This is a genomic window from Fodinibacter luteus (genome assembly GCF_039541575.1).
Classification (GTDB): domain Bacteria; phylum Actinomycetota; class Actinomycetes; order Actinomycetales; family Dermatophilaceae; genus Fodinibacter; species Fodinibacter luteus.
Genome location: NZ_BAABGM010000010.1, coordinates 188049 through 209540, shown reverse-complemented (window position 1 = coordinate 209540; position 21492 = coordinate 188049). Strand labels below are relative to the sequence as shown.

At 74.6% G+C, this 21492-nt stretch carries 18 protein-coding genes; 12 read left to right on the top strand and 6 right to left on the bottom strand.

The features are described from left to right. Positions 1 to 190 precede the first annotated feature (190 nt). Positions 191 to 1114, top strand: coding sequence for an SMP-30/gluconolactonase/LRE family protein (locus ABD899_RS08075; protein WP_345204408.1), 924 nt, complete (start codon positions 191 to 193; stop codon positions 1112 to 1114). A 66-nt stretch (positions 1115 to 1180) separates the two neighbouring features. Here ABD899_RS08075 and ABD899_RS08070 read toward each other — a convergent pair whose 3' ends face one another. Further along, positions 1181 to 1654, bottom strand: a complete 474-nt coding sequence (locus tag ABD899_RS08070) for a dihydrofolate reductase (RefSeq protein ID WP_345204406.1) — start codon at positions 1652 to 1654, stop codon at positions 1181 to 1183. 9 nt (positions 1655 to 1663) lie between these two features. Continuing rightward, positions 1664 to 2473, bottom strand: a complete 810-nt coding sequence (locus ABD899_RS08065; RefSeq protein ID WP_345204404.1) for a thymidylate synthase — start codon at positions 2471 to 2473, stop codon at positions 1664 to 1666. Positions 2474 to 2534: 61 nt separating this feature from the next. Here ABD899_RS08065 and ABD899_RS08060 point away from each other — a divergent pair, with 61 nt between their 5' ends. The 5 genes from ABD899_RS08060 to ABD899_RS08040 all read left to right on the top strand — a co-directional run bounded on the left by ABD899_RS08060 (position 2535) and on the right by ABD899_RS08040 (position 8890). Next, positions 2535 to 2780 carry an AbrB/MazE/SpoVT family DNA-binding domain-containing protein gene (locus ABD899_RS08060; RefSeq protein ID WP_345204401.1) on the top strand — a complete coding sequence of 82 codons (246 nt, stop codon included), beginning with the start codon at positions 2535 to 2537 and terminating at the stop codon, positions 2778 to 2780. Further along, positions 2764 to 3189 (top strand): PIN domain-containing protein, encoded by a 426-nt coding sequence (locus ABD899_RS08055; RefSeq protein WP_345204398.1) that lies wholly within the window; start codon positions 2764 to 2766, stop codon positions 3187 to 3189. The genes ABD899_RS08060 and ABD899_RS08055 overlap by 17 nt, the downstream gene beginning before the upstream one ends. 70 nt (positions 3190 to 3259) lie before the next feature. Next, positions 3260 to 4147 (top strand): 4-hydroxy-tetrahydrodipicolinate synthase, encoded by an 888-nt coding sequence (gene dapA / locus ABD899_RS08050; RefSeq protein ID WP_345204396.1) that lies wholly within the window; start codon positions 3260 to 3262, stop codon positions 4145 to 4147. After that, the gene (locus ABD899_RS08045; protein WP_345204394.1) at positions 4144 to 5829 is read left to right on the top strand and encodes a ribonuclease J; all 1686 of its coding nucleotides are present in this window, start codon (positions 4144 to 4146) and stop codon (positions 5827 to 5829) included. Before dapA ends, ABD899_RS08045 begins: the two co-directional genes overlap by 4 nt. 349 nt (positions 5830 to 6178) lie before the next feature. Beyond that, positions 6179 to 8890 carry an FtsK/SpoIIIE family DNA translocase gene (locus ABD899_RS08040; RefSeq protein WP_425474952.1) on the top strand — a complete coding sequence of 904 codons (2712 nt, stop codon included), beginning with the start codon at positions 6179 to 6181 and terminating at the stop codon, positions 8888 to 8890. Here the strand turns inward: ABD899_RS08040 and ABD899_RS08035 are convergent. Next, on the bottom strand, positions 8874 to 10007 hold the full coding sequence (locus ABD899_RS08035; protein ID WP_345204391.1) for a MauE/DoxX family redox-associated membrane protein: 1134 nt from the start codon (positions 10005 to 10007) through the stop codon (positions 8874 to 8876). The two genes, ABD899_RS08040 and ABD899_RS08035, sit on opposite strands and share 17 nt — an antisense overlap. Positions 10008 to 10045: 38 nt before the next feature. Here ABD899_RS08035 and ABD899_RS08030 point away from each other — a divergent pair, with 38 nt between their 5' ends. Then, positions 10046 to 10747, top strand: coding sequence for an ion channel (locus ABD899_RS08030; protein WP_345204389.1), 702 nt, complete (start codon positions 10046 to 10048; stop codon positions 10745 to 10747). Here the strand turns inward: ABD899_RS08030 and ABD899_RS08025 are convergent. Then, complete coding sequence (locus ABD899_RS08025; protein WP_345204387.1) at positions 10722 to 11939, bottom strand: dipeptidase; 1218 nt, start codon at positions 11937 to 11939, stop codon at positions 10722 to 10724. The two genes, ABD899_RS08030 and ABD899_RS08025, sit on opposite strands and share 26 nt — an antisense overlap. Before the next feature lie 58 nt (positions 11940 to 11997). Between ABD899_RS08025 and rimO the strand changes: the two genes are divergently transcribed. The 4 genes from rimO to ABD899_RS08005 all read left to right on the top strand — a co-directional run bounded on the left by rimO (position 11998) and on the right by ABD899_RS08005 (position 15183). Continuing rightward, on the top strand, positions 11998 to 13431 hold the full coding sequence (rimO, locus tag ABD899_RS08020) for a 30S ribosomal protein S12 methylthiotransferase RimO (RefSeq protein ID WP_345204384.1): 1434 nt from the start codon (positions 11998 to 12000) through the stop codon (positions 13429 to 13431). Then, complete coding sequence (gene pgsA / locus ABD899_RS08015; protein ID WP_345204381.1) at positions 13428 to 14174, top strand: CDP-diacylglycerol--glycerol-3-phosphate 3-phosphatidyltransferase; 747 nt, start codon at positions 13428 to 13430, stop codon at positions 14172 to 14174. Before rimO ends, pgsA begins: the two co-directional genes overlap by 4 nt. Positions 14175 to 14305: 131 nt before the next feature. After that, entirely contained in the window at positions 14306 to 14878 is a 573-nt protein-coding gene (locus ABD899_RS08010) for a CinA family protein (protein WP_345204380.1), read from the top strand. Continuing rightward, the gene (locus ABD899_RS08005) at positions 14875 to 15183 is read left to right on the top strand and encodes a helix-turn-helix domain-containing protein (protein WP_345204378.1); all 309 of its coding nucleotides are present in this window, start codon (positions 14875 to 14877) and stop codon (positions 15181 to 15183) included. Before ABD899_RS08010 ends, ABD899_RS08005 begins: the two co-directional genes overlap by 4 nt. A 138-nt stretch (positions 15184 to 15321) precedes the next feature. On the opposite strand, the gene ABD899_RS08000 is transcribed toward ABD899_RS08005, so the two are convergent. Further along, a complete protein-coding gene (locus ABD899_RS08000) occupies positions 15322 to 16197 on the bottom strand; it encodes an Fpg/Nei family DNA glycosylase (protein ID WP_345204376.1) in 876 nt (291 codons plus the stop codon). A 116-nt stretch (positions 16198 to 16313) separates the two neighbouring features. Between ABD899_RS08000 and ABD899_RS07995 the strand changes: the two genes are divergently transcribed. Next, the gene (locus ABD899_RS07995; protein ID WP_345204373.1) at positions 16314 to 16748 is read left to right on the top strand and encodes a hypothetical protein; all 435 of its coding nucleotides are present in this window, start codon (positions 16314 to 16316) and stop codon (positions 16746 to 16748) included. Here ABD899_RS07995 and ABD899_RS07990 read toward each other — a convergent pair. Continuing rightward, positions 16717 to 21438, bottom strand: coding sequence for an ATP-dependent helicase (locus ABD899_RS07990; protein WP_345204371.1), 4722 nt, complete (start codon positions 21436 to 21438; stop codon positions 16717 to 16719). The genes ABD899_RS07995 and ABD899_RS07990 overlap by 32 nt on opposite strands. Positions 21439 to 21492 lie beyond the last annotated feature (54 nt).

The window sequence follows — 21492 nt, the reverse complement described above, 5'->3', positions numbered from 1 at the left end:
TCCCGGCCGGCGCACCCGTCTCAGGTCGCCAGGCGTCAGAAGGGTGGGGGTGGCCGGCGCGCGCGGGCCGGACACCCCGTCGGTGTCGGAGGGAGGGGATCGATCGGCGCGCGCGGTGCCGGACACCCCGTCGGTGTCGGAGGGCGGGGATCGATCGGCGCCAGTCCCTCTCGCCGCATACGGTGGACGCATGCTCCTGCCGCTCACCGTCGTCGCGGTCCCCGGCCACGGCGCCGAGGACGTGCTCGTCGCCCCCGACGGGCGGGTCTGGACGGGCACGGCCGACGGCGCGGTCCACGTCCACGACCCCCGCACCGGGGCCACGACGACCGTCACCGCGACCGGCGGCCGTCCGCTCGGTCTCGAGAACCTCCCCGACGGCAGGATCCTCGTCTGCGACGCCCACCGCGGCCTGCTCGCGCTCGACCCGGCGACCGGTGACCTCGAGACCCTGCTCACCGAGGTCGACGGCGAGCGGCTGCGCCTCACGAACAACGCAGCCGTCGGCCCCGACGGCACGATCTGGTTCTCCGAGTCGAGCCGCGTCTGGCCGATCGAGGAGTGGAAGAGCGACCTCATCGAGCACACGCGCACCGGCCGGCTCCTCCGGCACACCCCCGACGGCGTGGTGACGACCGTGCTCGACCGGCTCGCCTTCGCCAACGGCGTGGCCCTCACGGACGACGCCGTGCTCGTCGCCGAGACCGCGACCCGCACGATCCGGCGCGTCGCGCTCCGCGCCGACGGCACGCCGGGGGCGACGACCACCTGGGTCGACGACCTGCCCGGCCACCCCGACAACCTGGCCCTCGGCAGTGACGGCCTCGTCTGGGTCGCGATCGCCTCCCCGGCCGACCGCACGCTCGCCGTGCTCCAGCGCACCCCGTATGCCGTGCGCGGGCTCGTCCGGCGCCTGCCGGACCGGTTGACGCCGTCGCCGAAGCGCACCGCCCGCGTGCTGGCACTCGACCCGACCGGCCGCACCGTGCACGACCTGGAGTTCGACGCGTCGACCTGGCACCTCGCCACCGGGGTGCGAGAGCACGCGGGGCGGGTCTGGCTGGGGAGCCTCGTCGAGCCCGCGATCGCGGTCGGCGACGTCCCGCTGAGGTGACCGGCAGGAGTCGGGTGCTCAACTGGTCGCCCGGGCAACCGTCTCGGCACCCAGCTCGGTGTGGACCTAGCCGCGGACCCGCTCGTAGACCACGCGCGACCAGCCCCCGTGCACCTCGCGCGTCTCCTCGGCCCACTCGTCGCGCGGCCACACCGGGAACCAGGTGTCGCCCTCGGGCTCGGCGTCGACCTCGGTGAGCAGCATCCGGTGCGCGAACGGCATCGCCTCGGCGTAGACCTGCGCGCCGCCCGCGACGAACACCTCGTCGGCCGGGCCGGCCAGGGCGAGCGCCTCGGAGAAGGAGTGGGCCGTCTCGACGCCGGGGTGGTGCCACGCCGGGTCACGGGTGACGACGATGGTGCGTCGCCCGGGCAGCACCCGGCCGATCGACTCGAAGGTGGCCCGCCCCATGACGAGCGGGTGCCCGATCGTCGTCGCCTTGAAGTGGGCGAGCTCGTCGGGCAGGTGCCACGGCATCGTGCCGTCGAGGCCGATGACGCCGTTGCGCGCCACGGCGGCGATGATCGTGATCCGGGTCATGAGGCCTCCTCAGACCGCGATCGGTGCCTTGATGGGCGGGTGCGACTCGTAGCCGACGAGCTCGAAGTCGCCGAGGTCGAACTCGTCGATGCCGGCCCGCGGCGCGATGAGCATTCGGGGGAGCGGGAGGGGCTCGCGCCCCAGCTGCAGGCGCGCCTGCTCGAGGTGGTTCGAGTACAGGTGCGCGTCGCCCAGGGTGTGCACGAAGTGGCCGGGGCGCAGGTCGGTGAGCTGGGCGACCATCATCGTGAGCAGCGCGTACGAGGCGATGTTGAAGGGCACGCCGAGGAAGACGTCGGCCGAGCGCTGGTAGAGCTGGCAGTCGAGGAGGGCCGGCCCGCCGTCGGATGCCGGGCGCACGTAGAACTGGAAGAGGGCGTGGCACGGGGGCAGCGCCATGGCGTCGACGTCGGCGACGTTCCAGGCCGACACGACGTGCCGCCGCGAGTCGGGGTTGGTGCGGATGGCCTCGATGACCTTCGCGACCTGGTCGACCTCGCGGCCGTCGGGCGTCGGCCAGGACCGCCATTGGTGGCCGTAGACCGGGCCGAGGTCGCCGTGCTCGTCGGCCCACTCGTCCCAGATCGTGATGCCGCGCTCCTGCAGCCAGCGCACGTTGGTGTCGCCGCGCAGGAACCACAGCAGCTCGCCGATGATCGAGCGCAGGTGCAGGCGCTTCGTCGTGACCACCGGGAACCCCTCGGCGAGGTCGAAGCGCATCTGGTGTCCGAAGACGCTGCGGGTGCCCGTTCCGGTGCGGTCGGACTTGTCGACGCCGTGCGTCATGACGTGGTCGAGCAGGTCGAGGTACTGGCGCACGCCCGGAGCCTACTCGGCGCGGGCCGAGGGAGTGCGGCGGCCCAATGGTAGAGTGCCACCCATGACGGTATCGATCGACCGGGCGGGGCGGGTGGTCATCCCCAAGGACATCCGCGACCGGTTGTCCCTGGCGGCCGACGCCGAGCTCGAGATCGAGGTCGACGGCGACAGCATCCGGCTCGTGCCGGTGCGTCGGCGCGGCCGGCAGGTGCACCTCGTCGACGGCTGGCCGGTCATCGAGCGCGGGGACGGGCCGCTCATCACCGACGTCGACGTGCAACGCTGGCGCGATGCCGACCAGCGCTGACCCGGTCGCCGTCGACACGAGCGTCGCGGTCGCCGCCCTGGACGCCGCCCACGCCGCGCACGACGTCTGCCGCGCCGCCGTGCAGGCCCTGCGGCCCGGCCTGGCTGGCCATGCCGCCTTCGAGACGTACTCGGTGCTGACGAGGATGCCGGGTGTCGCGGCCCTGGACGCGCCGACGGCGGCGTCGGTCATCCAGCAGGCGTTCCCCACCGTCTACGTCCTCGACGACGACGCGACCCGGCACCTCCTGCAGCGGCTCGGCACCATCGGCGTCGTCGGCGGTGCCGTCTACGACGCGCTCGTCGGCGAGGCGGCCCGCACCCACGGATGCCGGTTGCTCACGCGGGACCACCGTGCTCGCCGCACGTACGACCTCCTCGGTGTCGACCACGAGGTCATCGGCGCCTGACGCGAGGTCCCGCCGCGGCCGTGGCGGCAGGTGAGCCGTCCGGCGGGCCCGCACCACTACCCTTGCCCCCATGACGAGCTCCCCCTTCGGCCGGGTCCTGACCGCCATGGTCACCCCCATGTCACCCGACGGCGAGGTCGACTCAGCCGGAGTCGACTCGCTCGTCGACCACCTCCTCGCGACGGGCCACGACGGCATCGTCGTCAACGGCACCACGGGCGAGTCCGCGACCCTCACCGAGGACGAGAGCATCGAGATGGTGCGGCGCGTCAAGGAGCGGGTGGGCGACCGGGCCGCCGTCGTCGCGGGGGTCGGCTCGAACGACACCCGGCACGCCGTCCACATGGCCGGGCGTGCCGCCCGGGTGGGCGCCGACGCGCTCCTGCTCGTCTCGCCCTACTACAACAAGCCCACCCAGCCGGGCGTCGTCGCCCACTGCCGCGCGGTCGCCGACACGACCGAGCTCCCGCTCATGCTCTACGACATCCCCGGGCGCACCGGCATCCCGTTCACGACGTCGACCCTGCTCACCCTCGCCGAGCACCCCCGCATCGTCGCGGTCAAGGACGCCAAGGGCGACCTGTGGGCGTCCACGCACGTCATGGCCGCCACCGACCTGCTGTGGTTCAGCGGCGAGGACGCCCTCAACCTCCCCCTGCTCGCCCAGGGGGCCACCGGCGTCGTGTCGGTCGTCGGCCACGTCGCGGGCCGCGAGTACGCCGCGATGGTCGCGGCGGTCGACCGCGGCGACCTCGTCGAGGCCCGCCGCATCCACGCCTCCCTCATCCCGGTCGTCGACGCGATCATGAGCACCTCCCAAGGAGCCATCATGGCCAAGGCCGCCCTCGTCGAGCTCGGTGTCATCGGGTCGGCCACCGTCCGCCTGCCGCTCGTCGAGTCACCCCCGGAGCACCTCGAGCTGCTCCGGGCCGCCCTCGCGACGCGGTCCGCGCGATGAGCCACCCGCACCCCGACCTCGACCTCCCCGAGCCGCTCGTCGACGGCGGCGTCCGGGTCGTCCCGCTCGGCGGGCTCGGCGAGATCGGGCGCAACATGACCGTCGTCGAGCACCGGGGCCAGCTGCTCGTCATCGACTGCGGCGTGCTCTTCCCCGACGACCACCACCCCGGCATCGACCTCATCCTCCCGGACTTCGAGTTCATCAAGGACCGGCTCGACGACATCCAGGCCGTCGTGCTCACCCACGGGCACGAGGACCACATCGGTGCGGTTCCCTACCTCCTGCGCCTGCGGCCCGACCTGCCACTCGTCGGCTCGACGCTGACCCTGGCCCTCGTCGAGGCCAAGCTCAAGGAGCACCGGATCACCCCGTACACCCTCGGCGTGCGCGAGGGGGACCGCGAGCGGCTCGGGCACTTCGACTGCGAGTTCGTCGCGGTCAACCACTCCATCCCCGACGCGCTCGCGGTCATGGTGCGCACGTCCGGTGGCACCCTGCTGCACACCGGTGACTTCAAGATGGACCAGCTGCCGCTCGACGGCCGGCTCACCGACCTGCGCGCGTTCGCGCGGCTCGGGGAGGAGGGCATCGACCTGTTCCTCACCGACTCCACGAACGCCGAGGTCCCCGGCTTCACGACGCCCGAGCGCGAGATCGCCTCGGCAGTCGACAAGGTCTTCCGGCACGCCGAGCGCCGGATCATCGTCGCGTGCTTCTCCTCGCACGTGCACCGGGTGCAGCAGGTGCTCGACGCGGCGGAGAAGGCCGGGCGCAAGGTCGCCATGGTCGGACGGTCGATGGTGCGCAACATGGGCATCGCGGCCGACCTGGGCTACCTCCACGTGCCCGACGGGGTGCTCGTCGACATCAAGAAGCTCCACGACCTGCCCGACGACCAGGTCGTCCTCGTCTGCACCGGCAGCCAGGGCGAGCCGATGGCCGCGCTGTCCCGGATGGCCAACCGCGACCACCGCATCGACGTCGGGCCCGGCGACACCGTGCTCATGGCGTCCTCGCTCATCCCCGGCAACGAGAACGCCGTCTACCGCGTCATCAACGGCCTGATGCGGCTCGGGGCGAACGTCGTCCACAAGGGCAACGCCAAGGTGCACGTCTCCGGGCACGCGAGCGCGGGGGAGCTGCTCTACTGCTACAACATCGTCCAGCCGCGCAACGTCATGCCGGTCCACGGCGAGTGGCGCCACCTCGTCGCCAACGCCGAGCTCGCCATCGCGACCGGGGTGCCCCGCGAACGGGTCGTCGTCGTCGAGGACGGTGTCGTCGTCGACCTCGTCGACGGCAGGGCGTCGATCGCCGGTGCCGTGCCCTGCGGCTACGTCTACGTCGACGGCTCCTCGGTCGGCGCAGCCGACGAGACCCTCCTCAAGGACCGCCGCATCCTGCGCGACGAGGGCTTCATCTCGGTCATCGTCGTCGTCGACTCGATGACCGGCAAGGTCGTCGCCGGCCCGGAGATCACGGCCCGGGGGTTCGTCGAGGACGAGGTGGTCTTCGACGACGTCATGCCGCAGCTCGTCCGGGCGCTCGACGAGGCCACCGCCAACGGGGTCACCGACACCTACCAGCTGCAGCAGGTCATCCGGCGCTCGGTCGGCGGCTGGATGGGCCGCAAGATCCGGCGTCGCCCGATGATCATCCCCATGGTCGTCGAAGCCTGACCTCGGTTGACCCAGAAGGTAAAGAGAACGTAAAGTCCGCGTCAGCGGACCACCAAGGCGGGTCCTGTCGAGCCTGACCCCCCCATGGTTCCGGGAACCCCGAGGGCGTTCGCGCCGGGCCGGTCGTCATTCGTGGCGGCCGGCCCAGGTTCGTCGCGGGCGGCCGCAGCCCGACGGTCACGGCCGGCCGGCCCGGGTTCGTCGCGAGCGGCCGCGGCCCCACGGTCGCGCGTGGCCACGGCCCCACGGTCACGGCCCGCCCCAGCCGCTTGTCACGGCCGTGCCGATTGTCACGGCCGTGCCGCGTGTGACGCGTGAGTCCGCTGTGACTCTCGCGTAGCCTGCGACCATGGCGACTCGTACGTCCTCCTCGTCGCGCGGCCGCTCCGCCGCGACGCGACCCGCGACCCGGCGGCCGGCCGCCCGCACCCGCAAGGGGTCGGCGCGGGCTCGCTCGGGCGGGCTGCCGCTCCCGCTGCGCGCGGTGCAGAGCACCTGGATGGGCCTGGCCCACGCGACCGGCACCGTGGCGCGCAAGGTCGGGGACACCGGCCGTGACCTCGAGCCCGAGCACCGCCGCGACGGCGTCGGCCTCCTGCTCGTCGCGCTCGCCGTCGTCGTCGCCGCCCGGGAGTGGTGGGGGATGCCGGGCGCCGTGGGCACCGTCGTCCACGCCGTGGTCGCCGGCACGTTCGGCAAGGTCGGCTACGCCGTCCCGATCGTCCTGCTGCTCTTCGGCATCCGCATGCTCCGGGCTCCCGGGGACGACGCCGCCACGTCCCGGGCCGCGGTCGGCACGACGGCGCTCGCCTTCGCCGCCTGCGGTCTCGCCCACGTGGCGGCCGGCATCCCCACCCCACCCGAGGGGGCCGACGGGATGCGCGCGGCGGGCGGCATCATCGGCTTCCTCGCCTCGAGCCCGCTCGAGGCCGCGGTGTCGGTCTACGGCACCGTCCCGCTTCTGCTCCTGCTCGGCCTGTTCGGCCTGCTCGTCATCACGGCCACCCCGCTGCACCAGGTGCCCACGCGGCTGCGCGCGGCCGTCGACCGACTCACCGGGCACACCCCGGAGCCGGCGGCCGCCGACGGTCCGCAGGCCACGACCGCCCGACGGCGACGCGGCCGCGCCGACCTCGCGGCGGACGGTCCGCTGCCCGGCGACGAGGCGTTCGAGCAGGCCGCGCTCGTCGACCCGGTCACCGGCAAGCGCCTGCGGCCCGGCCAGAAGCGCCCCGTCACGCCCGTCCCGGCGCCCGGCACGGGGGGCGACGCGACCGCCGCCGCCGGCCCGGCCGCGCGCGGCCCGGTGCCCGAGAAGGCACCGCTCGAGGCGCCCCCGACGACGCCCGTCCCGCAGCGCGTCGAGCAGCTGCTGCTCGCGGGCGACGTCACCTACACCCTGCCCGACGCGGCCATCCTCGAGCCGGGCAGCCCGCACAAGGCCCGCAGCGCGGCCAACGACCGGGTCGTCGAGGCCCTCACGACGGTGCTCGACCAGTTCGAGATCGACGCGCAGGTCACCGGGTTCTCCCGGGGCCCGACCGTGACGCGGTACGAGGTCGAGCTCGGCCCCGGCATCAAGGTCGAGCGCGTCACGGCCCTGTCGAAGAACATCGCGTATGCCGTGGCGAGCGCCGACGTGCGCATCCTCAGCCCGATCCCGGGCAAGTCGGCGATCGGCATCGAGATCCCGAACACCGACCGCGAGAAGGTCAGCCTCGGCGACGTCCTGCGCAGCCAGGTGGCGCGCACGAGCGAGCACCCGATGGTCATGGGGGTCGGCAAGGACGTCGAGGGGGGCTACGTCATCGCCAACCTCGCGAAGATGCCGCACCTCCTCGTCGCCGGCGCCACGGGCGCCGGCAAGTCGAGCTTCGTCAACTCGATGATCACCTCGATCCTCATGCGCTCGACCCCCGACGAGGTCCGCCTCGTGCTCGTCGACCCCAAGCGCGTCGAGCTCACCGCGTACGAGGGCATCCCGCACCTCATCACGCCGATCATCACGAGCCCGAAGAAGGCCGCCGAGGCCCTCCAGTGGGTCGTGCGCGAGATGGACACCCGCTACGACGACCTCGCGGCGTTCGGTTTCAAGCACGTCGACGAGTTCAACAAGGCCGTCCGGGCCGGGAAGGTGACGCCGCTGCCCGGCTCCGAGCGCGTCATCACGCCCTACCCCTACCTCCTCGTCGTCGTCGACGAGCTGGCCGACCTCATGATGGTCGCCCCCCGCGACGTCGAGGAGTCCATCGTCCGCATCACCCAGCTCGCGCGGGCGGCCGGCATCCACCTCGTCCTCGCGACGCAGCGGCCGTCGGTCGACGTCGTGACCGGGCTCATCAAGGCCAACGTGCCGTCCCGGATGGCGTTCGCGACGTCGAGCGTCACCGACTCCAGGGTCGTGCTCGACCAGCCCGGTGCGGAGAAGCTCATCGGCCAGGGCGACGCGCTCTTCCTCCCGATGGGCGCGAGCAAGCCGATGCGCGTGCAGGGGGCGTGGGTCACCGAGTCCGAGATCCACGCCGTCGTCAAGCACGTCACCGACCAGCTCAAGCCGCGCTACCGCGACGACGTCGTCGTCGCCGCGCCGAAGAAGCAGGTCGAGGACGACATCGGCGACGACCTCGACCTCCTCCTCCAGGCGACCGAGCTGGTCGTCACGACCCAGTTCGGCTCGACGTCGATGCTCCAGCGCAAGCTGCGGGTCGGGTTCGCGAAGGCCGGGCGCCTCATGGACCTGCTCGAGTCGCGCGGCGTCGTCGGGCCCTCCGAGGGGTCCAAGGCGCGCGACGTCCTCGTCAAGCCGGACGACCTGCCGACGACCCTCGCCCTCTTGCGCGGCGACGAGCTGCCCGACGCCGGGGACGCGCCCTTCGACGGTGGTGCCCCGGCCGCGGTCACCGACGACTCCACCGACGACACCTCCGAGGTGCCGGTCATGGCCTACGCGACGGATGCCGTGGCGGCCGACCTCGACCGCCGCCCCGAGGCCGTCGCCTGGGGCGACGAGGACGACGACGAGCAGGGCGAGGACGCCTGGCAGCTCACCGGGCGTCGGTGACGCCGGCCTCCGCCGCCTCCGCCCTCTCGTCCGCTGGCTTCGCCCCCTCGTCCGCCGGCTCCGCCGCCGCCGCACCGTCCTCCGGCCGGTTGGCGATGTCCGCGCTCGACAGCTCGCCCTCGGCCCGCGCCTCGCGCAGCTGCTCGGCGACCTCCGCGACGAACGCCGACACCGCCTCCTCGCCGTGCACCGGGCCACCGGCGATGAGCCCGTCCGCGCCGAGCAGGACCGCTGACGGGTTGCCGGCCGAGAAGGCCGCCCTGGTCACGCCGTGGGGGTCGAACCAGGCGTGCCCCTGCAGGTAGGTCAGCCAGGTGTCGACGACCGAGGGCTGACCGGCGACCACGGCCCGCACGACGACCGGCGCCAGCTGCTCGTTCCATCCGGCGACGAGCGGCCCGATCCGTCCGCACGGTCCGCAGCCGGGGGAGAGGAAGACGAGCAGGTGGGCGGCTCGGGCGCTCTCCTGCGCCAGGAGCACGAGCGTGCCGTCCTCGGTGAGCACCTGGGCCCTCGGGATCGCCTCGCGCACGTACTCCCCGGCCTCGTCGGTCGAGGGCTCGGAGGTCGCCGACGACGGCACCCCGGACCCCTGCTCGGCGGGCGCGTCGCGGTGGGTCACGAGCACCGCGACCGCCACGGTCAGCGCGCTCGCCGCGAGCCAGGCGAGCGCCCCACCGTCGACGAGGGCGGCGATGACCCCGACCCCGCGCAGGCCGGCCACGACGGCGAGGGCGGCGGAGACGACGAGCAGCACGTTGCGCCACACGGTGACCCGCGTGACGCGTGCCGACCCCAGGGCACCGAAGCAGCCGCAGTCGACCGGCTCGGGCCGGCGCTGGGCGCGCACGACGAGCACGAGGTAGGCGACGAACAGGGCGAGGGCCAGGGCCGCGACGACCGCGAGCGCGGCGCCGGTCGCGAGCAGCAGCCACGCCCCGAGCGCCACCTCCGCCCACGGCACGAGCCGGCGTACGAGCGGGGTGTCGAGGGCGGCGGGGACGTCGAGGGAGGTGAACGCCGCGTCGACCGTCGCGGGGGCGCGCAGCTTCGCGACCCCGCTGACGAGCAGCACGACGGCGCACGTGACGACGGGCAGGAGGAGGGCGCTCGGCATACCCGCATTCTCACCCACCCGGCCGTAGGGTGAGGTCCATGCCCTTGATGTGGGAGGAGCTGCGCGAGCCCCCGTCGCGCGCCGCCCGGTGGAAGGCGACCCTCCGCAAGCAGCCGTCGGCCTTCCTGCTCGCCGTGCAGATCCTCGTCATCCTGCTCCTGCCGGCGCTCGAGTCCTCCGACTGGGGCCGGGCGGTCATCTCGCTGCTCAGCCTGTCGGCGCTCATCACGGCCGTGTTCACGGTGCGCAGCACGCCGGCCCTCACGTGGCTCTCGGCGACCCTCGCCCTGCCGGCCGCCCTGTTCGAGATCTGGAGCCTCGTCGACGACCGCGCGATCATCCTCACCCTCGCGCACACCTTCCTCGCGCTGTTCTACTTCTACACGGCCTACGCGCTCATCTCGTACATGTTCGAGGACGCCTGGGTGACCAAGGACGAGCTGTTCGCGGTCGGCGCCTGCTTCACCGTGCTCGTCTTCGCCTTCGCCTACCTCTTCATGGCGATCCAGGAGATCTACCCGGCGTCGTTCACGTCGTTCGACGGGCCCGGGCAGCGCACCCTCCTCGAGCTGCTCTACTACTCCGGCGCCAACCTCACGAGCGTCGGCCTGAGCGACGTGGGGCCGATCCGGGCGCAGGCCCGGGCCATCGGCACGGTCGAGCAGCTGGCCGGGGTCATGTACGTCGCCATGGTCATCTCGCGCCTCGTCGCGCTCACGGTGATGCGCGCCCGGCAGTGAGCGGGTCCCGTCCGTCGAGGTCCTCGATCCGGGCCAGGCTCGGGCCCCGCGTGCGGGCGATCTCGCGCGAGCGCTCCTCCGCCTCCCCGAGCACCCGCAGGGCGTTCCCCCCGGCCAGTGCGGCGAGGTCGCCGTCGCTCCACCCACGCTCGGCCAGCGCGGCGAGCAGCCGTGGGTAGCCGCTGACGTCCTCCAGCCCGTCGGGGAGGCGGTCGACGCCGTCGTAGTCGCCACCGAGGCCGATGTGCTCGATGCCGGCCACGGCGCGCACGTGCTCGCAGTGCGCCACGACGTCGTCGAGGGTCGCCGTCGGAGCCGGGTGGGTGAGCCGGCGCTCCGTGACGAAGGCCCTGGACGCCGGCACGTCGGCGACGTCGACGCCGGCGAGCTCCGCGGCATCCCGCGTCTCGAGGTCCCACGCACGCACGGCGGGCGAGACGAATGCCGGCACGAAGGTCACCATGCACACGCCCCCGTTGCCCGCGAGGCGCTCGAGCACGTCGTCGGGGACGTTGCGCGGGTGGTCGCACACGGCCCGGGCGGAGGAGTGCGAGAACAGCACCGGAGCCGCGCTGACGTCGAGGGCGTCGCGCATCGTGTCGGCCGAGGTGTGCGAGAGGTCGACGAGCATCCCCATCCGGTTCATCTCGCGCACGACCTCGCGCCCGAACGGCGACAGGCCGCCCAGGACCGGCTCGTCGGTGGCCGAGTCGGCCCACGGCACGTTGTCGTTGTGGGTCAGCGTGAGGTAGCGCACCCCGAGGGCGTGCAGCATCCGCAGGGCCCCGAGCGAGCAGTCGATGCTGTGGCCGCCCTCGGCGCCGAGCAGCGAGGCGATCTGGCCCCGTGACCGGGCACGCTCGATGTCGGCGACGCTCGTCGCGAGGGCGAGGTCGGCGGCGTACCGCGTCGTCATGGCGTGCACGGCGTCGACCTGCTCGAGCGTCGCCGTGACCGCGGCGTCGCCCTGGAGGTCGGCCGGCACGTAGACCGACCAGAACTGGACGCCGACGCCACCCTCGCGCAGGCGCGGGATGTCGGTGTGGGTCGGCTGCCCGGGCCGGGAGATGTCGAGCCGGTCCCAGTCGTAGCCGACGCGCTCGCGGGCCTCCCACGCGAGGTCGTTGTGGCCGTCGACGACCGGGTGGTCGACGAGCAGCCCACGGACGTGGGCGAGGGTCTGCGGACGCATGCGCGCGACCCTACTCGGCGTGCGCGTCGCGGCCCGGCCCGCAACTAGAGTGGCTGGCATGCCCACCTCCTCGAGTCGCGGCAGCGTCGCCCTCGTCACCCTCGGCTGCACCCGCAACGAGGTCGACTCCGAGGAGATCGCCGGCCGGCTCGCCGCGGAGGGGTGGACCCTCGTCGAGGATGCCGCGGACGCCGACGTCGCGGTCGTCAACACGTGTGGGTTCGTCGAGCAGGCCAAGAAGGACTCCATCGACACCCTCCTCGAGGCGGCCGACCTCAAGGAGACCGGCCGCACCCGGGCCGTCGTCGCCGTCGGGTGCCTCGCCGAGCGCTACGGGCAGACCCTCGCCGACGAGCTGCCGGACGCCGATGCCGTGCTCGGCTTCGACTCGTACCGCGACATGTCGAGCCACCTCGGCGCGATCCTCGACGGCGCGCGACCGGCATCCCACGTCCCGTCCGACCGCCGCACCCTCCTGCCCCTCTCGCCCGTCGAGCGCTCGGGGGCCGCGGGCGGCGTCGCGCTGCCCGGGCACGGGGACCCGGAGGGGTTCGTGCGCGCCCGGCTCGACGCCCGGCCCTGGGCGCCGCTGAAGATCGCGAGCGGGTGCGACCGGCGCTGCTCGTTCTGCGCGATCCCGATGTTCCGGGGCTCGTTCGTCTCGCGCCGCCCCACCGACGTGCTCGCCGAAGCGCGCTGGCTCGCGGGGCAGGGGGTGCGCGAGCTCTTCCTCGTCAGCGAGAACTCGACGTCCTACGGCAAGGACCTCGGCGACCTCGGGCTGCTCGAGCGGCTCCTGCCCGAGCTGGCCGGCATCGACGGCGTCGAGCGGGTGCGGGTGTCCTACCTCCAGCCGGCCGAGGTGCGGCCCGGCCTCCTCGAGGCGATGGCCGAGACGCCCGGCGTCATGCCGTGGTACGACCTGTCGTTCCAGCACTCCTCGGAGGCCGTGCTGCGCCGGATGCGCCGCTTCGGCGGCACCGAGGCCTTCCTCGACCTCGTCGGCCGGGTCCGCGAGCGCGAGCCGCTCGCCGGAGTGCGCAGCAACGTCATCGTCGGGTTCCCCGGCGAGACCGAGGCCGACGTCGCCGAGCTCGAGCGCTTCCTCACGGCGGCGCGGCTCGACGTCGTCGGCGTCTTCGGCTACTCCGACGAGGACGGCACCGAGGCCGAGGGCCTGTCGGACCAGCTGCCCGAGCACGTCGTCGCCGAGCGCGTCGAGCGGCTGACCGGCCTCGTCGAGGAGCTCACGGCGCAGCGCGCGCTCGAGCGGGTCGGGGAGCGCGTCACCGTGCTCGTCGAGGAGCGCGACGAGGACGACCCCTCCGTAGGCGTCGGCCGGGCCGAGCACCAGGGTCCGGACGTCGACGGCGTGTGCCTCGTGCGGGCGAGGGCGGGGGCCGGGGCCGGCGAGCCCCCCGCCGTGGGGTCGTTCGTCGAGGGCGTCGTCGTCGACGCGGTGGGCGTCGACCTCGTCGTGGAGGTGCGATGAGCGAGAAGCCGCTGCGCCCCGTGCGCCCCGGCCCGCTCGCCGAGGGCCGCGCCACCGACCCGTACCGCGTCGGCGTCGACCCGGCGAGCCCGGCCGTGCCGGCGACCGGGCCGAGCGCGTGGAACATCGCGAACTACCTCACGATGGTGCGCCTGCTCCTCGTCCCCGTCTTCGGCTGGCTGCTCCTGCACGACGACGGGCGCAGCGCCGGCTACCGCTGGGCGGCCTTCGCCGTCTTCGTCGTCGCGATGATCACCGACCGGATCGACGGCGACCTCGCGCGCAGCCGCGGCCTCGTGACGAACTTCGGGAAGGTCGTCGACCCGATCGCCGACAAGGCACTCGTCACGATGGCGCTCGTCGGCCTCTCGCTCGTCGGCGAGGTGTGGTGGTGGGTCACCGTCGTCGTGCTCGTGCGCGAGTGGGGCATCACCGCCGTCCGCTTCTGGGTCATCCGCCACGGCGTCATGGCGGCCGGCCGCGGGGGGAAGGTCAAGACGCTCCTGCAGACGGTCGGCATCGGCTTCTACCTCATGCCGCGGTGGACCCTGCCGTTCCCGGAGCTGTGGGACTGGCTCGCCGCGATCTCGCTCGGTGCGGCGGTCGTCGTCACGGTCGTGACGGGTGTCGACTACCTCGTCCAGGCGCTGCGGCTGCGACGGACGAGCGAGCGGGCGGCCCGCAAGCGGGCGGAGCGGGCCGAGCGGGCGGCGGTGCGGCGCGCTGCCCGCGGCGGCCGGTGACGAGGCGTCGCGGTGACCGGGGTGACGAGGCGATGCGGTGACCGGGGTGACGAGGCGATGCGGTGACCGGGGTGACGAGGCGATGCGGTGACCGGGGTGACGAGGCGACGCGGTGAGGGGGTGACGAGGTGATGCCTGCGACGACGGCCGGCGCCGGCCCGGCGCCGGCCGTCGTCGGGCTGCTCCGCCGGCTCGGGCTGACGATCGGCACCGCGGAGTCGCTGACCGGCGGGCTCGTCTGCGCGGCCCTGACGAGCGTGCCCGGCGCGTCGGCCGTCGTGCGGGGCGGGGTCGTCGCCTACGCGAGCGAGGTCAAGGCGCAGGTCCTCCACGTCGACCGCGACGTGCTCGACCGTGAGGGTGCCGTCTCGGCGGTCGTCGCCGCGCAGCTCGCGCAGGGGGTGCGCAGCGTGCTGACCTGCGACGTCGGGGTGTCGACGACGGGTGTGGCGGGCCCGGAGCCGGCCGACGGTCGCCCGGTGGGCACCGTGCACGTCGCGGCCGCGGGGCCGTGGGGAATCCTCGGCGAGGCCCTGGCGTTGACCGGCGACCGGGAGCAGATCCGGGCCGCGAGCGTGCACGCGGCGCTGGGTCTCGTGGCCCGGGGGCTCGAGAACCTCCGCGACGGCGTCGGCCGGGCGGGGTACGGTGGAGTCGAGCCGGGTCGACCGGCCCACCCGGACGAGGGAGAGGAGGCGCTGTGATCCTGCTTCGCCACGAGCTCGGCGAGGTCCTGCGGGAGATCCGCCAGGACCAGGGCCGCACGCTGCGCGACGTCGCGGCATCCTCCTCGGTCTCCCTCGGCTACCTCAGCGAGCTCGAGCGCGGCACGAAGGAGGCCTCCTCCGAGCTGCTGGCCGCCGTGTGCGGTGGCCTCGGCCTGAGCCTGTCCGAGGTGCTCGAGCTCGTCCGCGACCGCGTCGAGCGGGTCGAGACCTTCGGCACCCCCGTTTCGCTGCCCGTCGGGCCCGCGCTCGGCGCCGAGACGGTCTCCGCCTCCGCCGCCTAGCGTCGGCGCGAGCTGCCGAGCGGTCGCTGCGGGCGCCCGGCCGACTGTGCACTGCCTCACGGGTACCTGCGGTCGAGTGAGCAGGACACGCCGACCGGGAGCACGGCATCCGGGCGAGTCGCGCTCACTCGACCCGGCTCAGCGGCGTTCGGCTGCGGTCCCCGTGCGACCGCGCCCCCGGGACCCGAGGGGCCGCTGGGGTCGACCGTCGTCGGTGGGCGCGAGGCCGCCCTGGCACGTGGGGCACGTGAAGAGGGTGCGCTCGCGGGGGGCCGCCCCCGTCACCGCGACCCGGACGGTGTCCCCGCAGCGACGGCACGGCCGACCGGAGCGGGCGTGCACGTAGGCCTCCTCGCCGTTGCGCTGGACCCCGGTGCTCGACTGCCAGCCGGTGCGCCGGGCCAGGGCCATGAGGGCGTGCAGCCGGTCGAGCACCCGGCGCACCCGCCCGGGGTCGAGGTCGCGGCCCGGGGTCCACGGCAGGACCCGCTCGAGGAAGAGCACCTCGCTGGCCCAGAACGTGCCCACCCCCGCCAGCACGCGCTGGTCGAGCAGGAGGTCACCGACGAACCGCTCGGATGCCGTGAGCCGCCCGGTCACGAGCTCAAGGTCCCAGTCGGGCCCGAGCACGTCGGGGCCGAGGTGGCCGACGACCTCGTGCTCGCGGGCCGTCGGCACGAGGTCGAGCATGCCGAGCCGCAGGCCGACCGCCGACCACGTGTCGGTGACGACGGCGGCGCGCACGTCGGGCCGGCGCAGCGCCCGTCGGGTGTCGGGGCCGGCGTGCTCGACGCGCCACTGGCCTTCCATGCGCAGGTGCGTGTGCAGGGTCGACCCGGCGTCGAAGCGGTGGAGCAGGTGCTTGCCCCGGGCGAGCACCTCGATCGTGCGCGAGCCGGCGAGGTCGACGTCCGGCGCCGACGGCCAGCGCAGCTCGGCGTGCTCGACGACCCGGCCGGCGAGCGCCCGGTGCAGCCGGTCGGCGGTGCGGTGGACGGTGTCACCCTCGGGCACGGTGTCCTCCAGTGCTCTCCTCGGTGCGCCCCGCCAGCGCGCGGCCTGTGCCGCTCGGCGACGCGGCGATCCGCTCGTGCAGTGGCTTGTCGTCCGTCCCTGCTAGAAACAGGTCCGTGAGAGACACGAGCACGTCGATGCAGCGCCCCGGCCGGGCCGACCGGACCACCGCGAGCGTGCTCCTCGGGGGTGTCACGGCCTTCCAGCTCGCCCTCGCCGCCGGCGCGCCGTGGGGCCGCCTGGCCTGGGGTGGGGGCCACGAGGGCACCCTTCCCATCGAGCTGCGCGTGTCATCGGGCGTGGCGGCCCTGCTGTGGGGTGCCGCCACCGTCGCGGTCGCCGCCGAGCGGCCCCGGTCGGCTCGGGGGCAGCGGGTGCTCCTGCGCGGGTTGGGCGGGGTCTGCGGGCTGGGTGCGGCCCTCAACCTGGCGTCGCCGAGCCGGGCCGAGCGCGCCGTGTGGGCCCCCGTGAGCGCCGCGGCGGCCGTGCTGACCTGGCGGGTGGCCCGCGCAGTCGTGGTCACCGACGGATCCGCAGGCCGCGCGGGGTGAGGTGGAACCCGGCCTCCTCGAGGGCCCCGACGACGGGGTGGCCGGACCCGAGCAGCCGACCGCCGTCGGCCTTCTCGACGGTGATCCGCCCGAGGCTGCCCCGGCGCACGGCATCCGCGAGGGCCGCCGCCGCCGCCCGCAGGAGGTCGGGCTGCTCGGAGTGGGTGAGCAGCGTCCTGCCGCCGCGCTCGACGTAGAGGACGAGCTCTCCGTCGACGAGCACGACGACGGCTCCGGCCTTGCGGCCCGGCTGGTGCCGGCGCCGCCCGTCGGATGGCCCCTCGGCGTCGCCGGCGGCCGGGTCGACGGCACGGTCGGGCCACGCCAGTGCGGCGCCGTAGGGGTTCGCCGGGTCGCTGGCGGCGAGCACGACGGCCGACGGCGCCTCTCTGGCGCGGTCGCGACGGGTGCCCCCCACGCCACCCGTGCCGCTGCGGAGCCGGTCGACGGCACCCGTCGTGCCGAACTGGGACGCCCCGAGGCCCTCGACGAAGTAGCCGCGGCGCACCCGTCCGGCCTCCTCGGCCCGGCCGAGCACCCGGTACACGGCCGCGAAGCCGCCGGGGACGTCCTCGGCGGTCGTCGCGCCGCGGGTGAGGATGCCGTGCCGGTCGAGCAGCAGCTCGGCCGTGGCGAAGGTGCGCACCGTGGGGTCGAGCTCGACGGGGGGTAGGAGCGACCAGCGACCGGTGGCCCGGGGTGGCCCGGTGCGGCTCGGCAGCGCCGGCCGGGCCGGCGCCGCCCCGAGCCCGCCGAGGGGACCGCGGCGCCCGGCGTACCGGCTGCGCCGCGGGCCCGGTGCCGCGCGCCGGTGGGCCGTGCGGCCGCCGGCGAGGAGCGCGCGGACCGGGGCGAAGGTGTCGCCGGTGACCCGGCCGGCCCACACGAGGTCCCACAGGGTTACGGTGAGCGCCTCGTCGTCGGTGGAGCCGACCTGGTCGGAGAGGGTGCGGAAGAAGTGCGCACCGCCGCCGGCGAGGGCGTCGAGCACGGCGCGGCCCTGCTCGGTGGGGACCCGCTCGGGGTCGGGTCCGGGCAGGGTGAGGTGCGCGGAGTCGGCGAGGTGGAGCGAGACCCAGCCGTCGTCGCCGGGCAGCGAGCCGTGGCCGCACCACAGCACCTCGCCGGAGGCCGTGAGCTCGTCGAGCAGGGCGGGGGAGTAGTCGGCGACGCGCGAGGGGAGCACCAGCGACTCGACCGCGCTCGCGGGGAGCACGGCACCGCTCAGCTGCTCGACGACGCGCAGCAGGCCGTCGCGGCCGCGGACCCGGCCGCCGACCCCCTGCCACTCCTGGAGGAAGCGGGCGAGGTCGACAGGCGTGACCGGCTCGACCTCGGCGCGCAGGGCGGCGAGGGAGCGTCGGCGCAGCATCCGCAGCACCTCGGGGTCGCAGTACTCGGTGCCGCCGCCGTTCGGCAGCAGCTCTCCCTCGACGAGCCGGCCCGAGGAGACGAGCCGGGCCAGCGCCGCGGTGGCGACGGCGACGCCGAGGCCGTGGGCGCGGGCCACCTCGGCGGCGTGGAACGGCACGTGGGTGCGCGCGTAGCGGGCCACGAGGTCACCGAGCGGGTCGGCGACGGGCTCGAGGAAGGCCTGCGGCACACCGGGGGGCAGCGACGCGCCGAGGGCGTCCCGCAGCCTCGAGGCGTCGTCGATCGCAGCCCACCGCGGCTCGCCCGCCACCCGGACGGGGATGACCTGGCGGATTCCCTGCAGCCCCTCGAGCCAGCCCTCGACGTCGGCGCCGGAGGTGCCCTCGCGGCATCGGGCCAGGATGCCGTCGACCGGTAGCGGCCCGAGGGACCGGAGCAGGTCGAGCACGTCGTCGGCGTCGCGGGCGGCGCGCTCGGGGGTGAGCCGCTGCAGCTCGGCCTCGGTGCGCGCGATCTGCTCGGCGTCGAGGAGGTCGCGCAGCGCCAGGCCCTCACTGGTGCCGAGCAGCTCGGCGAGCAGGCTCGGGTCGAGGGCCAGCGCCGCGGCCCGACGCTCGGCGAGGGGGGAGTCGCCCTCGTAGAGGAACTGCGCGACGTAGCCGAAGAGCAGGGACTTCGCGAACGGCGACGGGGTCGAGCTCTCGACGTCGACGACCGTGACCCGGCGCGCACGCACGTCCCGCATGAGGTCGACGAGGCCGGGCACGTCGAACACGTCCTGGACGCACTCACGCACGGCCTCGAGCACGATCGGGAAGGACGGGTACTGGCTCGCGACCTCGAGCAGCTGCGAGGCGCGCTGGCGCTGCTGCCACAGCGGCTGGCGACGGTTCGGCTGGCGACGCGGCAGCAACAGGGCGCGGGCCGCGCACTCGCGGAAGCGGGCGGCGAACAGCGCGGACCCGCCGATCTCGTCGGTGACCAGGCCCCGGACGTCGTCGGGGTCGAGGGTGACGAGGTCGAGCAGCTCGGGCCCCACGCCGCGCTCGCGCAGGCCGTCGACCTCGTCGAGCTCGAGGTCGGGCAGGCGCAGCACGATGCCGTCGTCGCCGTGCATCGCCTGCACGTCGACGCCGAAGCGGTCGCGCAGCCGGGCGCTGACGGCAAGAGCCCACGGGGCGTGCACCTGCGCCCCGAACGGTGAGTGGATCGCCACCCGCCAGTCACCGAGCTCGTCGCGGAAGCGCTCCACGACGACCGTGCGGTCGTCCGGCACGTGGCCGGTGGCCTCGCGCTGCTCGCGCAGGTAGCCGAGCAGGTTGTCGGCGGCCCACGCGTCGAGGCCGGCGGCCCTGACCCGGGCGCGCGCGGCATCCGGAGCGAGGGCCTCGACCTCGCGGACGAACGCGCCGACGGCCCGCCCCAGCTCGGCGGGGCGCCCGAGCGAGTCGCCCTTCCAGAACGGCAGGCGGCCGGGCAGGCCCGGTGCCGGGGTGACGAGCACCCGGTCGTGCGTGATGTCCTCGATGCGCCAGGTGCTCGTGCCGAGGGTGAACAGGTCGCCGACCCGCGACTCGTAGACCATCTCCTCGTCGAGCTCGCCGACCCGGCGGCCCGCCCCCTCGCCGGTGGCGAGGAAGACGGCGTACAACCCGCGGTCGGGGATCGTGCCGCCCGAGGTGACGGCGAGCCGCTGCGCCCCGCGGCGCCCGGTGAGCGTGTCGGACAGGCGGTCCCAGGTGATGCGGGCGCGCAGCTCGGCGAACTCCTCGCTGGGGTAGCGACCGGCGAGCATGTCGAGCACCGACTCGAGGACGGGGCGGGTCAGGGTGGCGTAGGGCGCGCAGCGGCGGGCGAGCTCGAGGACGTCGTCGACGGCCCAGTCGTCGAGGGCGCACATCGCGACGACCTGCTGGGCGAGGACGTCGAGGGGCGTGCTCGGCACGTGGAGGGCCTCGATCTCGCCGGCGAGCATGCGCTCGACGACGACGGCGGTCTGGACGAGGTCGCCGCGGAACTTGGGGAAGAGCACCCCCCGGCTCACCGCGCCGACCTGGTGCCCTGCCCGGCCGACGCGCTGCAGCCCGGAGGCGACGGACGGTGGCGACTCGACCTGGACGACGAGGTCGACGGCCCCCATGTCGATGCCGAGCTCGAGGCTGCTCGTCGCGACGACCGCCGGGAGGCGGCCGGACTTGAGGTCCTCCTCGATGGCCGCGCGCTGCTCCTTGCTCACCGAGCCGTGGTGGGCCCGGGCGAGGACCGCCGGGGCCCCGGTCGAGGCGCCGGACTGGGCCATGACCTGGGCGGGGCTGCGGGTCAGCGCCGCCGGGCGGGGCACGGCATCCGCTGCCGAGACCACGTCGGCGCCCTCGGCGGCCTCGACGCGCTCAACCCAGATCTCGTTGAGGCGGGTCGTGAGTCGCTCGGCCAGGCGGCGGCTGTTGGAGAAGACGAGCGTCGAGGTGTGCTGGGCGACGAGGTCGACGATGCGCTCCTCGACGTGCGGCCAGATCGAGGCCCGCTGCTCCTGGCCGGATGCCGCACCCGACAGGTCACCGGTCGGCTGGCCGAGCTCGGCCATGTCCGGGACGGGGACGACGACGGAGAGGTCCCACTCCTTCGTCGACGGCGGCTGGACCACCTCGACCGGGCGCCCGCCGGCGAGGAACCGGGCGACCTCCTCGACGGGGCGCACCGTGGCGGACAGGCCGATCCGCTGCGCCGGCCGGGGCAGGAGCGCGTCGAGGCGCTCGAGGCTCAGGGCGAGGTGGGCGCCGCGCTTGGTGCCGGCGAGGGCGTGCACCTCGTCGAGGATGACCGTCTCGACGCCGGCGAGGGCCTCGCGGGCGGCCGAGGTGAGGATGAGGAAGAGCGACTCGGGGGTCGTGATGAGCACGTCGGTGGGGGTGCGGGCGAAGGCGCGCCGCTCGTCGGCGGGGGTGTCGCCCGAGCGCACCGCCACGGTGATGTCGGGCTCGGGCAGGCCGAGGCGGGTCGCGGCGTGCCGGACGCCGACGAGCGGGCTGCGCAGGTTGCGCTCGACGTCGACGGCCAGCGCCTTCATCGGCGAGACGTACAGGACGCGGCAGCGCTCCCTGCGCTCCTGGGGGAGGGGCTCGCTGGCCAGGCGGTCGAGGGCCCAGAGGAACGCTGACAGAGTCTTGCCCGACCCGGTCGGGGCGACGACGAGGGCGTGGTGGCCGCTGCTGATGGCGTCCCACGCGCCCTCCTGGGCGGGGGTGGGCGCGCTGAAGCTGCCCCGGAACCACGCGGCGGTCGCGGGGGAGAAGCGGTCGAGGACGTCACCGGTCATGTGGCGTTCAGCCTCTCACCCGCCACCGACACCGTGCGTGCGGCAGGTCGCACG

What these genes read in the sequence shown, in the direction of transcription:
- ABD899_RS08075 (WP_345204408.1), top strand. Translation starts at nt 191, where the DNA reads ATGCTCCTGCCGCTCACCGTCGTCGCGGTCCCCGGCCACGGCGCCGAG.
- ABD899_RS08070 (WP_345204406.1), bottom strand. Translation starts at nt 1,654, where the DNA reads ATGACCCGGATCACGATCATCGCCGCCGTGGCGCGCAACGGCGTCATC.
- ABD899_RS08060 (WP_345204401.1), top strand. Translation starts at nt 2,535, where the DNA reads ATGACGGTATCGATCGACCGGGCGGGGCGGGTGGTCATCCCCAAGGAC.
- ABD899_RS08055 (WP_345204398.1), top strand. Translation starts at nt 2,764, where the DNA reads ATGCCGACCAGCGCTGACCCGGTCGCCGTCGACACGAGCGTCGCGGTC.
- dapA (WP_345204396.1), top strand. Translation starts at nt 3,260, where the DNA reads ATGACGAGCTCCCCCTTCGGCCGGGTCCTGACCGCCATGGTCACCCCC.
- ABD899_RS08045 (WP_345204394.1), top strand. Translation starts at nt 4,144, where the DNA reads ATGAGCCACCCGCACCCCGACCTCGACCTCCCCGAGCCGCTCGTCGAC.
- ABD899_RS08040 (WP_425474952.1), top strand. Translation starts at nt 6,179, where the DNA reads ATGGCGACTCGTACGTCCTCCTCGTCGCGCGGCCGCTCCGCCGCGACG.
- ABD899_RS08035 (WP_345204391.1), bottom strand. Translation starts at nt 10,007, where the DNA reads ATGCCGAGCGCCCTCCTCCTGCCCGTCGTCACGTGCGCCGTCGTGCTG.
- ABD899_RS08030 (WP_345204389.1), top strand. Translation starts at nt 10,046, where the DNA reads ATGCCCTTGATGTGGGAGGAGCTGCGCGAGCCCCCGTCGCGCGCCGCC.
- ABD899_RS08025 (WP_345204387.1), bottom strand. Translation starts at nt 11,939, where the DNA reads ATGCGTCCGCAGACCCTCGCCCACGTCCGTGGGCTGCTCGTCGACCAC.
- rimO (WP_345204384.1), top strand. Translation starts at nt 11,998, where the DNA reads ATGCCCACCTCCTCGAGTCGCGGCAGCGTCGCCCTCGTCACCCTCGGC.
- pgsA (WP_345204381.1), top strand. Translation starts at nt 13,428, where the DNA reads ATGAGCGAGAAGCCGCTGCGCCCCGTGCGCCCCGGCCCGCTCGCCGAG.
- ABD899_RS08010 (WP_345204380.1), top strand. Translation starts at nt 14,306, where the DNA reads ATGCCTGCGACGACGGCCGGCGCCGGCCCGGCGCCGGCCGTCGTCGGG.
- ABD899_RS07990 (WP_345204371.1), bottom strand. Translation starts at nt 21,438, where the DNA reads ATGACCGGTGACGTCCTCGACCGCTTCTCCCCCGCGACCGCCGCGTGG.